At 60.2% G+C, this 13,870-nt stretch carries 12 protein-coding genes and 1 pseudogene; 10 read left to right on the top strand and 3 right to left on the bottom strand.

The window, feature by feature from the left end:
• Window positions 1-412, bottom strand: a pseudogene (locus tag ACX80O_RS12885) (HNH endonuclease); the annotation flags it as partial.
• A 293-nt stretch (window positions 413-705) separates the two neighbouring features.
• On the opposite strand from ACX80O_RS12885, the gene ACX80O_RS12890 reads away from it, so the two are divergent.
• From ACX80O_RS12890 to ACX80O_RS12925, 8 genes are all read left to right on the top strand, one after another.
• A complete protein-coding gene (locus ACX80O_RS12890; RefSeq protein ID WP_459333689.1) occupies window positions 706-909 on the top strand; it encodes a Flp family type IVb pilin in 204 nt (67 codons plus the stop codon).
• A gap of 140 nt (window positions 910-1,049) precedes the next feature.
• Entirely contained in the window at window positions 1,050-1,418 is a 369-nt protein-coding gene (locus ACX80O_RS12895) for a TadE/TadG family type IV pilus assembly protein (RefSeq protein WP_459333690.1), read from the top strand.
• Window positions 1,406-2,413 (top strand): pilus assembly protein TadG-related protein, encoded by a 1,008-nt coding sequence (locus tag ACX80O_RS12900; protein WP_459333691.1) that lies wholly within the window; start codon window positions 1,406-1,408, stop codon window positions 2,411-2,413. Before ACX80O_RS12895 ends, ACX80O_RS12900 begins: the two co-directional genes overlap by 13 nt.
• A gap of 13 nt (window positions 2,414-2,426) precedes the next feature.
• Window positions 2,427-3,173 (top strand): Flp pilus assembly protein CpaB, encoded by a 747-nt coding sequence (locus ACX80O_RS12905; RefSeq protein ID WP_459333692.1) that lies wholly within the window; start codon window positions 2,427-2,429, stop codon window positions 3,171-3,173.
• Window positions 3,170-4,375 carry a CpaE/TadZ family protein gene (locus tag ACX80O_RS12910; protein ID WP_459333693.1) on the top strand — a complete coding sequence of 402 codons (1,206 nt, stop codon included), beginning with the start codon at window positions 3,170-3,172 and terminating at the stop codon, window positions 4,373-4,375. The genes ACX80O_RS12905 and ACX80O_RS12910 overlap by 4 nt, the downstream gene beginning before the upstream one ends.
• A 158-nt stretch (window positions 4,376-4,533) precedes the next feature.
• On the top strand, window positions 4,534-5,841 hold the full coding sequence (locus ACX80O_RS12915) for a TadA family conjugal transfer-associated ATPase (protein ID WP_459333694.1): 1,308 nt from the start codon (window positions 4,534-4,536) through the stop codon (window positions 5,839-5,841).
• Between the two features lie 179 nt (window positions 5,842-6,020).
• Complete coding sequence (locus ACX80O_RS12920; RefSeq protein ID WP_459333695.1) at window positions 6,021-6,791, top strand: type II secretion system F family protein; 771 nt, start codon at window positions 6,021-6,023, stop codon at window positions 6,789-6,791.
• Window positions 6,792-6,829: 38 nt separating this feature from the next.
• A complete protein-coding gene (locus ACX80O_RS12925; RefSeq protein WP_459333722.1) occupies window positions 6,830-7,711 on the top strand; it encodes a type II secretion system F family protein in 882 nt (293 codons plus the stop codon).
• Here ACX80O_RS12925 and ACX80O_RS12930 read toward each other — a convergent pair.
• Window positions 7,695-10,556, bottom strand: a complete 2,862-nt coding sequence (locus ACX80O_RS12930) for a sensor domain-containing protein (protein WP_459333696.1) — start codon at window positions 10,554-10,556, stop codon at window positions 7,695-7,697. The two genes, ACX80O_RS12925 and ACX80O_RS12930, sit on opposite strands and share 17 nt — an antisense overlap.
• Window positions 10,557-10,767: 211 nt before the next feature.
• On the opposite strand from ACX80O_RS12930, the gene ACX80O_RS12935 reads away from it, so the two are divergent.
• Complete coding sequence (locus tag ACX80O_RS12935; protein ID WP_459333697.1) at window positions 10,768-11,145, top strand: Hpt domain-containing protein; 378 nt, start codon at window positions 10,768-10,770, stop codon at window positions 11,143-11,145.
• Between the two features lie 12 nt (window positions 11,146-11,157).
• Here ACX80O_RS12935 and ACX80O_RS12940 read toward each other — a convergent pair whose 3' ends face one another.
• A complete protein-coding gene (locus ACX80O_RS12940; protein ID WP_459308875.1) occupies window positions 11,158-11,916 on the bottom strand; it encodes a response regulator transcription factor in 759 nt (252 codons plus the stop codon).
• Between the two features lie 285 nt (window positions 11,917-12,201).
• On the opposite strand from ACX80O_RS12940, the gene ACX80O_RS12945 reads away from it, so the two are divergent.
• Window positions 12,202-13,869 (top strand): sensor histidine kinase, encoded by a 1,668-nt coding sequence (locus ACX80O_RS12945; protein WP_459333698.1) that lies wholly within the window; start codon window positions 12,202-12,204, stop codon window positions 13,867-13,869.
• The last annotated feature ends 1 nt before the right edge of the window (window position 13,870 follow it).

Genomic DNA, 13,870 nt, shown 5'->3' on the forward strand with positions numbered 1-13,870 from the left:
GCGGCATTTCTGTGACCAGTGCCCGGGCTAATCCGAGCAGCCGGCTGCCGCGGGACGGGGACTCCCGCCGCGCCAACGCGACCTGCGCGCCAACACTGTTGCCTTGCTCCGTCGCGGGTACCCCGGCGTCGGCCTGGATTTGACGTTCGGAGACGTCGAAGGCGACAGCGATCCGGGCCTGCACCCCCGCAATAGCGGACTTGAGATCCTCCAAGCCACGGAGCTGATCAACCAACCCAGCAGAGGTCACGGCCGGCTTCAGTACCTTCAAGGCGTCGAGCAACACCCCGGTCCCAACCCCCGGAACAATCCTGAACCCCGGAACGGTGCCGGCGCTAGATGCCCCGCGCCGAGCCGTCACCGGGAGGGGAAATCCCTTCCGGACCAACACTGGAGCTGCGCTTCCGTCCATACAAATATTGTTTCAGGTGGCTCCGACATTTTTAGGAACCAAAAGGACTGCTAGCGTAGCGCTCTGATGGCGAATGAACCCTGGTGACGAGCGTGAAGGTTCCCGCCGTTCTGACGCAGTTTTAAGCCAGTGATGGCTCCATCTTCCGAAGGGTTTGCGCACCAAGGACAGACTCAGCGCAGCCTTTACACAGGATAAGGGAATCGGTCGTTTTGGCGAGTTTGCTAATGCTACTTTCTATCCAGCGGCGGTAAGGATCCGGCGCACCTTTCATCACTCTTCAGGAGCATCCCATGGTCTCTCTCTTTGCCACCCTCCACGTCCTCGGCATCAAAGCCACTGAACGCCTCCGCCGCGACCAGACCGGCGCCACCGCCGTTGAATATGCTCTCATGGTGGGGCTAATTGCCGTCGTTCTGATCGCGGGAGTGACCGTCTTCGGTGGACAACTGACGGAATTTTTTGATGGCCTTGGTGACCAAATCGGAATTGGTTAGTAGCCAACAGCAGTCAGCGAAGCTCCGACCGCCTGTCTCGCCAGAATAACGAACACTTGTCTACCTCTGCACCAATCTGCAGTTGAGGCAGGGGCACTTAATAGTGCTGCCGCCTCAAAGCATCCCTCGGAAGATAAATAATGAAGCGATTGCGCTCCGAATCAGGTGCAGCGGCTGTGGAGTTTGCCTTGGTCGCGCCACTTCTCCTGCTGCTTCTTCTTGGCATTGTTGAATTCGGGCGTGTCTTCAACGCTCAGATTCAGGTCACGGCCGCGGCACGTGAAGCGGTGCGCTCCATGGCCATATACCCGGACGACGAGAGTTTAGCGAAAGAAACAGCGATTGCATCGCTTCCGGGATTTGATGCCGCGCAGATCCAGGTAATTGCTACTGCCTGCTCTGAGCGCAAGACAACGGTCTCCGTAACCTACCCGATGGGCCTGCTGTCCGGCCTGTTCGCGGATGCGGTTTCGCTGGAAGGCAGGGGCGTCATGCGATGCGGCGGATAGCCAAGGGTGAAGATGGCGCAGTCGCAGTCATGACCGCTCTGTTCATGGTGTTGGTGCTGGGGATGACAGCAATTGTGATTGATATTGGCATGCTTTACGCGGAGCGCGCGCAGCTCCAGAACGGGGCCGACGCCGCAGCGCTAGCTATCGCGCAGGATTGCGCGGAAGGCTCGAATTGCAACAATGCGGCCGCCGCAGTCACGGCAATGACACTTGCCAGCGCTAACGCCAACGACGGTTTCGCCGACGCCTCACCGAGGATTGTAGGCAATACCGTCACTGTCCAGGCGAAGACTTTAACCGCCGACGGAGAGCCTGCGGTTCAGCACTGGTTCGCTCCCATCCTAGGAATTGACGAAACAGTGGTTGGCGCCAAAGCCAGTGCTTCGTGGGGTAGTCCTACCGCTGGGCAGACCGCGTTTCCTCTCGCTTTCTCGGTATGCCAGGTCAAGGACGACATCGATGGGGACCTCCAACGCCTGGTCAGTCACGGGCCTGATGCCAATCGTGGCTGCAACTATGGCCCATCCGGGCAGGTTGCACCCGGAGGGTTTGGCTGGCTTGAGCAGGATAGCAACGCCTGCGGCGCCTCCATCGATGTGGCTGCGGGCCCGGCGCCCGGGCGCCCTGGCAACAGCGCACCCGCTGACTGTGACGACGTGCTGCGGTCCTGGGCGACTGACATTTCCTCGGGGAAGGAAGTCACGGTGCTCCTTCCAATCTTTGTTAAAGTAACGGGGAGCGGCAACAACACGGGTTACCACCTGACATCCTTCGCTGCTTTTCAGGTAGTTGGGTGGAAGTTCAGCGGAGGTAGTAACTCGTTGCCGCTGAGCTTCCGCAACACCGCAGCGCACGTCGGATCTTCCCTATCGTGCACCGGTGGTTGCAGGGGAATCATCGGCAAGTTTGTCGAATACGTATCGCTTGAAGATAACTTCACCATCGGCCCTCCTACCGGGTTCGGGGCCACCATTGTGAAACTAACAGGTTAGAGGCAAACAAAGAGTGAAAAGCCGGATCATTGGGGCGACCGTTGCGGTCATGTTGGCAGTCGTGGGGGCTGTCCTCCTGGTGTCCTACGTCAATGGTTCCGAGGAGCGTGCCCTTGCCGGCACCGAGACGCAGATAGTCCTAGTTGTTCGTGACGGTCTGTCGGTACCGGAGGGAACCTCCGCGGAAGCCCTGAGGGACTTCGTTAGCGAAAAAGCAGTGCCTGCGAAGGTGGTTCCCCCGGACGCCGTGCGGACCCTGGAGGCTATCGCTGGCCAGCAAACTACCGTTGAGCTTGTATCTGGTGAGCAACTGCTAAGTTCGAGGTTTGCCAACCCGGAGGAAATCAGCGCCAACGAGGCCGTATCACTGCCTGAAGGCATGCAGGAAGTAACTATTCTGCTTGAGCCTCAACGCGTTGTCGGCGGTCAACTAGCGCCCGGTGACACCGTAGGTCTCATTGTGTCGCTAGAAGGCGACGCGGCTGAGGAACGACCGTCGATGACACAACTCACCATGCACAAAGTTTTGGTAACCACCGTTCAAGGGCTAGGCGAGACAGCGTTAGCAGAAACCGGTGAGGATTCCATCGCAACCCCAGTTCCACCCGGCAGCGTGCTCGTGACCTTGGCACGTACCGCACCGGACGTCGAGGAAATCGTGTATGCGCAAGAGTTCGGGCGTATCTGGCTTTCCAAGGAACCCGCTTCAGCGTCCGAGGAAGGTACGCGTTCGGTTACCAGCAAAGAGCTCTTCGAATGAGCCGCTACGCGTTAGTAGCAGCCAGTCCAGAGTTTCATGAACGTTTGAAGTCGGCTGCCACCGGAGCGCTTGCGGGCGATCTCCATTTTTGGCAGGGCACCAACCTTCCCGCGAGTTCCCAGGAGCTCGTTGAAAAGCTTGCGGACCCACGTCTCCTGGATGTCCTCATCCTTGGACCAGGCTTACCGCTGGAGGACGCTCTGCGGCTGGCCGACGAATTCGAAGTGCAACACCCCGAGGTCAGTGTCCTCCTGGTCTCCCAACCGAACCCGGCGCTGGTGCTCAGCGCCATGCGCGCCGGCATCCGGGATGTGGTCGAACCTGAAGCTGACGTCGCGGGCTTGAGCGTACTACTCCACCGCGCCACCCGCAGCGCCGCGATTCGCCGTCGGGCTGCCAGCCTGTCCTCTGAATCTGGCGGCTCGGCTAACGGCCGGGTCATCGCCGTGGTGTCACCCAAGGGGGGAGCTGGCAAGACCACTGTCGCAAGCAATCTTGCGGTCGGGTTGGCTGCCAACGCTCCCCACGCTACGGTAGTGGTCGATCTCGATCTGCAGTTCGGCGATGTGGCCAGCTCGCTGTCAATCGTCGCGGATCATTCGGTGACCGATGCTGTCCACGGACCGGCCCGTCGCGACACGATGGTATTGAAATCGTTCCTCAGCGCTCATCCGACCGGGTTGTTCGCCCTCTGCGCTCCGGACTTACCCGATTCGGCGGACCAGGTCTCGGGCGAGGACGTCTCGCACCTTCTTGAGCAGCTATCCAGTCAGTATCGCTATGTGATCGTCGATACGTCGCCGGGTCTTTCGGACCACACCCTTGCTGCCCTCGATAAGGCAACCGACTTTGTGTTCGTGAGCGGTATGGACGTCCCGAGCGTACGAGGGCTTCGCAAAGAGCTCGATGTTTTGCGGGAACTAGGGTTGACACCGATTACCCGCCATATTGTGCTCAATAGCGCGGATCAACGCGATGGTCTTAGATTGGCCGATGTCGAGGCTACGCTCGGCACAAAGGTTGATGTTGTTATCCCTGCCTCGAGAGCCGTGCGGATCTCCACCAACCAGGGTTCGCCGCTCCTGCAGGGTAAGAAGCGTGATCCTGCGTCAAAGGCGTTGAGAAAATTGCTTCTCCGGTTCGACCCGCCGGCACCGATCAGTTCCAAAGGGCAAGGACGCCACCGGGGAGGGAAATCGTGAATCTGGCAGAACGGTTGGAAGCTGCCCGGCGCACGCCGGGCGTATCAGACGGCCCTCTACCTAGCCAGGAGCGGCCGTCGGACAACCAACCGCGATCTGCTGCGTCCGAGGCGAAAACGACGGCGGGCCAGTCGCCTCGGCCAAGCAAACCTACCCAAGTGGCGCCCCCACCAGCAAGGGACGCGCTCGCAAAGTTGAAGGACAGGGCGGGAACCATCTTGTTCGAGCGCCTGGGTAACAGGCTGCTCGACTCTGCCCTCACTGAGGAGCAACTGCACGCCTTGGTGCAGGAGGAATTGATTCAGGTAGTCGAGGAGGAGGAAGTTCCACTCTCCAAGGAGGAGCGTCAACGGCTGATCCGCGGGGTAAGCGATGATGTGCTCGGCTACGGTCCTCTGCAACACCTGCTCGATGACGAGAACATCACTGAGATCATGGTCAACGGCCCCAACATGATCTACGTCGAGCACAAAGGCAAGCTGACCCGCAGCGGAGTGCGATTTGCCTCGGAAGAGCATTTGCGCAAGGTGATTGAACGCATTGTCTCGCGGGTGGGGCGCCGGATCGACGAGTCATCGCCGCTGGTGGATGCGCGCCTCGCCGACGGCTCCCGCGTCAACGCGGTGATCCCACCGCTGGCCGTCAACGGATCGTCCCTGACCATCCGCAAGTTCGCTACCGACCCATTTCAGGTTAGTGACCTGATTGGCTTCGGCACGCTGTCACCCGACATGGCCGAGTTGCTGGACGCCTGTGTCAAAGCCCGTCTTAACATCATTGTTTCCGGAGGTACCGGCACCGGCAAGACGACCTTGTTGAACGTCCTCTCTTCCTTTATCCCCGAAGGTGAACGGATTGTCACTATCGAGGATGCCGTAGAACTGCAACTGCAGCAGGACCATGTGGTGCGTCTGGAGAGCAGGCCCACCAACATCGAAGGCAAGGGTGAGATCACCATTCGCGACCTCGTGCGAAACTCCCTGCGGATGCGACCGGACCGCATTGTGGTGGGTGAAGTTCGCGGAGGCGAAACGCTTGACATGCTCCAGGCGATGAATACCGGCCACGATGGATCTTTGTCCACGGTGCACTCCAATTCCCCACGCGATGCGATCGCGCGACTGGAAACCCTCGTGTTGATGGCGGGAATGGATCTCCCTTTGAGGGCGGTACGGGAACAGATCGCCGCAGCGGTAGACGTCATTGTCCAGTTGACACGGTTGCGTGATGGCACCAGACGAGTAACCCATGTGACCGAGGTGCAGGGCATGGAAGGTGAGATTGTCACGCTCCAGGACGCCTTCGTCTTTGACTACAGCGCAGGTCTCGATTCCAACGGTCGTTTCCTTGGCACGCCCGTAGCAACCGGGGTAAGGCCAAAGTTCACTGACAAATTCCGGGATCTGGGCATAGAACTGTCACCTAGCGTCTTCGGCTCTCCGCTCAATGGCAGGAATGACCGATGACAACTGACCCACCGGTTGCCCAGCTAGTCCTGGGAATAGTGGCTTGCTTTGCGGCGCTCGCCGCAGCAATATTCCTTGTCCTTATTCCACGGGCACCCAAGAACGCACTGAACCGTAGCAAAACGACAGCAGCACCGGCGTCGGTCCAGCTAACGCAGTTGGCTTCTCTGACAACGGGCATGATCGATAGCCTCCTCAAACGCCGGAATCTCATGGCCGGAATCGCAGGACGGCTCGAGGACGCCGGACTGAAGATTCGGCCTGCGGACTTCGTCGTGCTGACCGCCGTGGGCACCGTCCTCGCTGCGTGTATCGGTCTGATCTTTCTCGGGCTCTTCACCGCCATACTATTCGCGGTGGCCGTGCCGCTCTTGGTCAAAGTTGGCCTAGGACTGCTTATTTCGCGCCGTCGTAAGCAGTTTGCCGATCAGCTGGACGATACCTTGCAACTGCTTGCCGGCGGGCTCCGGGCTGGCCACAGTCTGCTTCGCGCCATTGATGCCGTCTCGGCTGATTCCGAGGCGCCCACGGCCGAGGAATTCACCCGAATCATCAATGAAACGCGGCTCGGTCGTGACCTTGGCGAAGCGCTCGATGATGCGTCGTTGCGGATGCAATCTGAAGATTTTTCCTGGGTTGCGCAGGCTATCGCCATTCATCGTGAGGTTGGGGGGAACCTGGCTACCGTCCTGGACCAGGTGGGGAAGACGATCCGCGAGCGTAACCAGATTCGACGCCAAGTGGTCGCACTAAGTGCCGAAGGTAAACTATCTGCGCTGATCCTGATGGGGCTGCCTTTCGTCCTCGGCGGGGTGCTTCTCCTGATTAGTCCGGGATACATGGACCCTTTGTTCCAGCATCCGATCGGTTTCATCTTGATTGGCGTTTCTTTCATCTTGCTTCTGGTCGGCGCACTTTGGCTGAAGAAAGTCATCTCAATCAAGTTCTAGTTGCCAAGTCAGACCTTACATCAGGAAGGAATACAGGGATGCCACCTCTAGTGATTTTCGCAATCTGCGCGATCCTTGCGGCTATTCTGCTGTTTGCGTGGTCGATAATTGGTGGATCAGTTCCGGGCCGAAAGGCTATGCAAACCAACCTTGTGCGGGGCATCACTGCCGAATCCAAGTCCAAGAAGCAGCGCAACGGCCGAATCGAAGCTATTGCTGGCCGATTCACGCCCGACCTTCTCGTTGCAAAACTCGATCGCCAACTGGCCCTCGCCGGACGACCACCGTCCTGGCCACTCAGGCGTATCGTGTCTGCCAAAATCGCCCTGGCAGTTGTAGCTGCCATCCTGGGAGTTCTCTACGTTGGAGGGGTACCCGGCCCTAAAAGTATCCTGCTCGCCGTAGCCGCCACCATCGTCGCCTACTTCCTACCTGACCTGCTGATCTATAGCAAAGGAACCGAGCGGCAGGCCGCCATTGCACTGGAACTTCCAGATACGCTGGACCAGATGACCATCGCCGTCGAGGCCGGGCTGGGGTTTGACTCCGCAATGGCGCGTGCGGGGCAAAACGGTAAGGGCCCACTGGCGGCTGAGCTTGTCCGTACCCTCCAGGACATGCAATTAGGGATGGGGCGACGTGACGCCTACACCGCCCTGCTTGCCCGGACAAAGGCGCCAGACTTGCGACGTTTCGTCAGCGCGATCGTGCAGGCAGACCGCTACGGCATTTCGATTTCGAGCGTGCTGCGGGTTCAGGCAAGCGAGATGAGATTGAAACGACGGCAACGCGCAGAAGAGAAGGCGATGCAGATTCCCGTCAAGGTACTGTTCCCTTTGATGGTGTGCATTCTGCCCGTTTTGTTCATCGTGTTGCTGGGGCCGGCAGGAATCAACGTGTTCACTACCGTGACCCAGTGAACGCCCCCGCCTCGTGCCCCGCGAACCAGCCCGGAACTTGATCTGCTGGCATCGCCGGGGACCATAGGTAACCCTGGGCAAACTGCACCCGCATGCGGGCGATTTCGTTCAGCTGCTCACGCGTCTCCACCCCTTCGGCCACCACTCGCAAACCCAACGCCCGCCCCATTGCAGCAATAGCCTCCACAATGGGACCGGCATCCGCGTCGTCCCCGCCAAGACACTCGGTGAAGGACCTGTCGATCTTCAGGGCAGTGACAGGGAAGCGTTTAAGATAGCTCAGCGACGAGTATCCTGTGCCGAAATCGTCGACGGCTATACCTACTCCAAGGCTCCGCAACTTCGTCAGGGTCTTCAGGGATTGATCTGCGTCATCCATGAGCACTGACTCGGTAATTTCCAGCACCAGGGCGTGTGGTTCAATTCCTGCGGACCGCATCGCCTCAGCGACGGCGTCATGAAGCCCCGGGTCCTGAAGCTGCCGCGCCGAAAGATTCACCGCGATCCGCCAATTAGCGGCATCAGGAACATCGGTCCTCCAACGCTGAATCTGCCGGATCGCCTGATTCAGCACCCACAGTCCGATGGGCACAATCTGACCAGTTTCTTCGGCAACGGGAATAAACGAGTCGGGACCAACCAACCCATGCTCGGGATGCTGCCATCTCAGCAGCGCCTCAAATCCGATCGGCTCACCGCTCGCCACGTCCATCACCGGCTGATAATGGACCTCCAGCTGGTTTCGTTCAATAGCACGCGGGAGTTCGGATTCCACCGCCAGGCGCAGCTTCGCCTGCCGGTGCATTGCCTCGTCGAAGACGATTGCCTCCTTCAGCCCGCCTCCCTTAGCCCGATACATGGCGGCGTCGGAGTTGCGGAGCAGAGTCTCCGGGGTATCGCCAGAACGGGAAATCGCGATGCCGATACTCACATCAACAAATACCTCCCGCTCCAATAGCTCGAAAGGGGCTTGTACGGCGGCGCGAATCCGGCGGGCCAGCTTCTGGGCGCTGTCTCCAGACATGTCCGCGCACACAATGACGAACTCGTCACCGGCAAAGCGCGCCAAGGTGTCTTCCGGTCGCACGGCCGCCAACAATCGCGCCGCCAACTGGACCAACAGGCTGTCCCCGGCAGCGTGACCCAGTCCGTCATTGATCACCTTGAAGCGGTCGACGTCGAGGAACAGCACTCCCACCTGGGTACCTCTCCCCTCGCAGTCGACAATTGCCTGCTCGATACTCTCCGCCAGGAAGGCACGATTGGCCAGACCTGTCAGCGGGTCCTGGAACGCTAGCCGTTCCAAGGCTTGCTCCCCGAGCTTCCGTTCGGTGATATCCAGCGCAGTCCCCCGCATCTTGAGGGGCTCGCCGTCGTCGTCACGTTCAAGCGTGGCCCTCGCAAAGATCCAGCGAAGACTCCCATCTGGTAATTCCACGCGGTAAGTGAAATCGGTCGAGGTGCCGTGAGCCAACAGACCCTGCCAGATCTGGCTCACGCGGTCCCGATCATCAGGATGGACCGCGTGCAGCAGCGGCCCCCTCATGCTTTCCGAGGTCACCGGCAGCCCGTGGATCCTGCAGTACTCGTCAGACCTCCAGACCCGGTCGGCCAGCACATCCCACTCCACCGAACCGACATGGGCCATCTCCTGCGCAGCGGCAAGGCGATCCCTCTCCAGCTCGGAGGCGGCGCGGAGCCTGTTGATCTCGGAGACATCCCGGGCGACCGCCGACGAACCGACCAACAAACCCGACTCGTCATACATTGGTGACAAAGTCAGGGAAATATCCAGCACGGTTCCGTCTTTGCGCATTCCCTGGACTAAGTGGCCATTGACCGGTTCCCCACGCCGGAGCCGGTCGCGCAACTCCTCGTCCGGAGCGGATCGCTCCGCCGGCGAGAGCATGAGAACGCTTCTGCCAATCGCTTCCTTGGCCGAATAGCCATATATCGTCTCAGCACCGGCATTCCAGCTCGTAATAATTCCGTCGAGTGTCGCCCCGTTGATGGCGTCGTTGGAAAACTGAACCAGGGACGACAGTCGACCCATTTCCGCTTGAGCCTGCTGGGACTCGGTGATATCGGTAGACACATCGATGACCGCAACCACCTCCCCGGCCTCGCCATACAGGGGCGTCACGGTGGAATGGACCGCCAGCCGGTTGCCGTCGCGGTGCGTGGCCCAATGATCCCCCGCCCACGGCTCGCCGGCTGAAACCTGGTCGATAATGGCGGATGCTCTGGAGCCGCTCTCAAACAGAGCAAGATCGGAGAAATGGCGACCAACCGCGTCCTCTGCACGCCACCCCAGCATGTGAACTGAGGCATTGTTCCAGTAGCTGATTCGGCCATTCAGGTCGATAGCAATAACCGATTGCCCGACGGCGTCCAGCAGGGACGCCTGAAAGTAGACTTCCTGCCGCCCAAGCATTTGCGTCGTGATGTCCACGTGAGTGATGACCAGCGCCCCGCTGGCATTCCTACAAATCCGGGAACGGAGCCAACGCTCGCCACCTCGCAACGGGTACTCGAGGGCTACGTTCTGTTCCTCCCCCTCCAGAACCGCAGCGAGGCCCCGACCGATCCGCATCGCAGCCGCGTCCCCGTTGCTGACCGCCTCCTCACACGCCGAGGTATAAGACATGCCGGCCCTAAGGACAGGTGAGACTTCACCGAAAGGTTGAACAAATCGCTCCCACTCCCGGTTAACCGCGGAAATCATGCCGTCGACGGTAAGGACTGCCACCGCGACTGGCAGCGCATCGAGGGTCTCGCTCAATCCTGCCTGTGCCCGGCGCGGAAAATTGCCGTCGGTCGGGACCGAAGAGCGATGGGGGGTCATCATCACAGTTTAGGCCACCACCACCGCCCAACCCTGATCAAGCGGACCGCAAAGCCGCAGCTTTTACGCAGGGTACGGAGAGCTATCGCCCGCAAGTGGACCGATGGACGTATCCTCGGGGAATGAACCCCGGAAACTACGCCGTGCGTAAGGCGGTGACAACGATAATCACGGTGGCGGACCCGTCCGCACTACAAGCACAGTGCTGCCCGTGATTGATCCGCCGAGGAGGCGGGTCCCCCTCGTCGACCAGAACACCCTCCGGGCACTGGGTGATCAGCTCGAGAACCCGTCGGCCGTAACCTCGTTTGTCGCGGACTTCATCCACGTGTGGGACGAACGATATGTGAAACTCGCTGATACGGTGAGGCGCCGCGACCGTGACGCGGCACTGGAAGCTGTACTGAGCGTCCGAACCACCTCCACGATGGTCGGCGCCGCTCGACTGGCCAGCCTGGCAGCGAGCCTTGAGGAACTGATTCGCCTTGATGACCTGGATGAGGCTGTCGACGCGCTGCCGTTTATCCAGGCCTGCGGTCTCCAGACGATCCGCGAACTCGTGCTTTGCTCCAAGTCCTCCCGCGAATAGGCTCGACCTGGACTAGTCCCGTTTGGGCGCCAGCCGGTACCCCACCCCGCGGACAGTCAATAGCCACTTTGGCTCCCGGGAGTCCTCCCCCAATTTCCGGCGAAGGTTTCCCATATGGACCTCCACTGCGCGCTCGTCGGCGTCGCTGATGTAGGCATCATCCCGGTAGTGGTGGCCCCTCACTACCCGCACCAGATTCGCCTTGGTGCGCACCGATCCGGCGCTGCGCAGCAGATCATGCAGCAGATCAAATTCGCTGCGGGTCAGGCTGAGCTTGTCGCCCGTCAGCGTCGCAGTCCGGGTTTCGTGATTCAGCGCCAGACCGTTGTGCTGCAGCACTCCCGGCTCGCTGTCGTCGGGACTGGTCGGGGCCGGTGGGGTAGCTGAGCCCTCGTCCTCGCCCCTGGGCCGGCGAAGCATCGCAGCGACCCGCGCTCTCAGTTCCCGGGGACGAAACGGCTTGGTGATGAAATCATCGGCACCAGACTGCAACGCTGTGAGGGTATCTAGTTCGTCCGTGCGGGCGGTCAGCATCAGCACGTAGCAGTTGCTTCTCTGTCGGATCCTGCGGAGCACCTCGTACCCGTCGATATCCGGGAGCCCTACATCAAGGGTGACTATTGCCGCGTTGTACTTGCCCACCAGTTCAACACCTTCGCGGCCTGAACCCGCCGAGTGAACCTCAAATCCCGACTGGGTGAGGACTGCATCAACCAGGTTGCGCACGTCAGCATCGTCTTCGATAACTACTGCTACTCCGGGATCGCTCATATCTCATTCCCTATTTATCGCTCGTCAGGCCGCGAGGCCGTTGCGCTGATTAAGGATCCATCCTCCGTATTTCACCATACGTTTGTTCAGTTCCCTAGCATACTCGTTGATCCAGTCAGGTCCTTTTCGCCTGCCAGTTCCCATGTCGGCTTCGCATCAATTCGCGAAACTTTTCGCTGGGTGGTAGGCATTATTCCTGAGCGGGAGATAATGGGGCCATGCACCTCTCGCGGCATGGGGAAGCCGATAATCGAATACTCTCGCATTGGTTCCGGAAGGTTGACTGTGCCTGAGCAGTTCTGGCTGCTCGCAACCGACCGGTTCGGGCGCCGTCTAGGGCTGCGCGGACGAGCGGCAATGTATCAATTGCCGCTCGCGGTTGCTGTTGCCGTTATCGCCGGAACTGCACCGCTACTGAATCCGGAGCTGCTCCACAGCAGGCTTTTTCTTTCAGGATTGCTGTTGCATGTTGTCCTGTTCGCGGGATGTCTGATCATTCCGTGGCAGCGCTTACCGGAGGCTGCGATCCTTGCCATTCCGATCCTGGACTTCGTCGCCATTGGCCTATTCCGGAACGGTGCTGTTGATATCCTTCCGGGACTGGGCGCTCTTGCCGCTTTTCCGGTGATCTGGCTCGCCGCCTCGGGGCTAATGCCGGTGATTAGCGGAATCCTGACCTTTGTTGGACCATTTGTCATTGTGGCTTTTCCGCAGCTGATGGCCTTCAGCACTACCTACTCGCTTCTGGTGGAGACGCTTTTGCTGCCCACCATGGCACTTGCCCTTTTCCTGATCGTGCGGGTCTTCGGGTTACAGGTGCGCATGCAGCGGTTGGAGCTGGACCGCAAGGCAGTGGAAGTGCTTCAACTTGAGGCCGAGGTCAGCGTCCGCGAACGGCTGCTGACCGCCATTCTGGACACTGTCGACGTCGGCGTCCTCGCCATCGATACAGAGGGCAAGGTGCTGCTGACCAACCGGCAGCAGCAACTGTTCCAACGGACTACTGCGTCGCCCGAGGACTGCTCCGAGCTCAGGTTCTCCGGCAGCAAAGGCTCCGCGCCGCTGCCCGCAGCACGGCACCCAATCCGCCGGGCAACTGATGGCGAGTCCTTCTCGAATAATCTGCTCTGGCTCAGTGATGGCGAGTCCCAACGCGCGGTATCGACTGCGGCCCGGCCCATGACTGATCTCGGCGGCGAGTTCACCGGCTCGGTGATCGTCTTCAACGACGTGACAGACCTGGTGAAAGCGCTGACGGCCAAGGAAGACTTCGTCGCCAATGTGACGCACGAATTCAGCACCCCGCTCACCTCTATCCTTGGCCATCTTGATCTCGTCCTTGAGGCGCCCGACACCCTCACCCCTGCGGCTCGGGAATCGCTGAGTGTGGCCCGGCGGAACGCTGAGCGGCTCTCCATTCTGGTGTCCGACCTGCTCTCGGCCGCATCGGCATCGATGAACCTGCAGGCCAAGCCGACAGAGCTGTCGGAGTTACTGACCTCCCGGTTGCGCTCTGCCCGAACCCACGCCGAGAACGCCGGAATCACCCTGGTGTCGGAGGTGCCGGAGCGACTGTGGGCCATCGCCGACCCCCTGCGCATGGGCCAGGTGGTGGACAACCTGCTCTCCAACGCGATTAAGTACTCGCCCGACGGCGGGGACGTCACCATTAGGGCGCGTGCTGGCAAGGACATGGTCCTGTTGGAGGTGGAGGACTCGGGGATCGGCATGACCCAGGATGAGACGAAGCTGATCTACGGGAGGTTCTTCCGTGCCCACAACGTCCGCGAATCAGCTATTCCCGGGGTGGGGCTGGGCCTGGCCATCACCAAAGCCATTGTCGAAGGCCATGGCGGCACGATTCAGTGCGCTAGCTCGCCAGGAACCGGCACGAAGTTCACCGTCACCCTCCCCACCTCCGTATCCCGCGCTCCCGCCTCCGCCGGTCGATAAG

Source organism: Arthrobacter glycogeni (assembly GCF_054511155.1).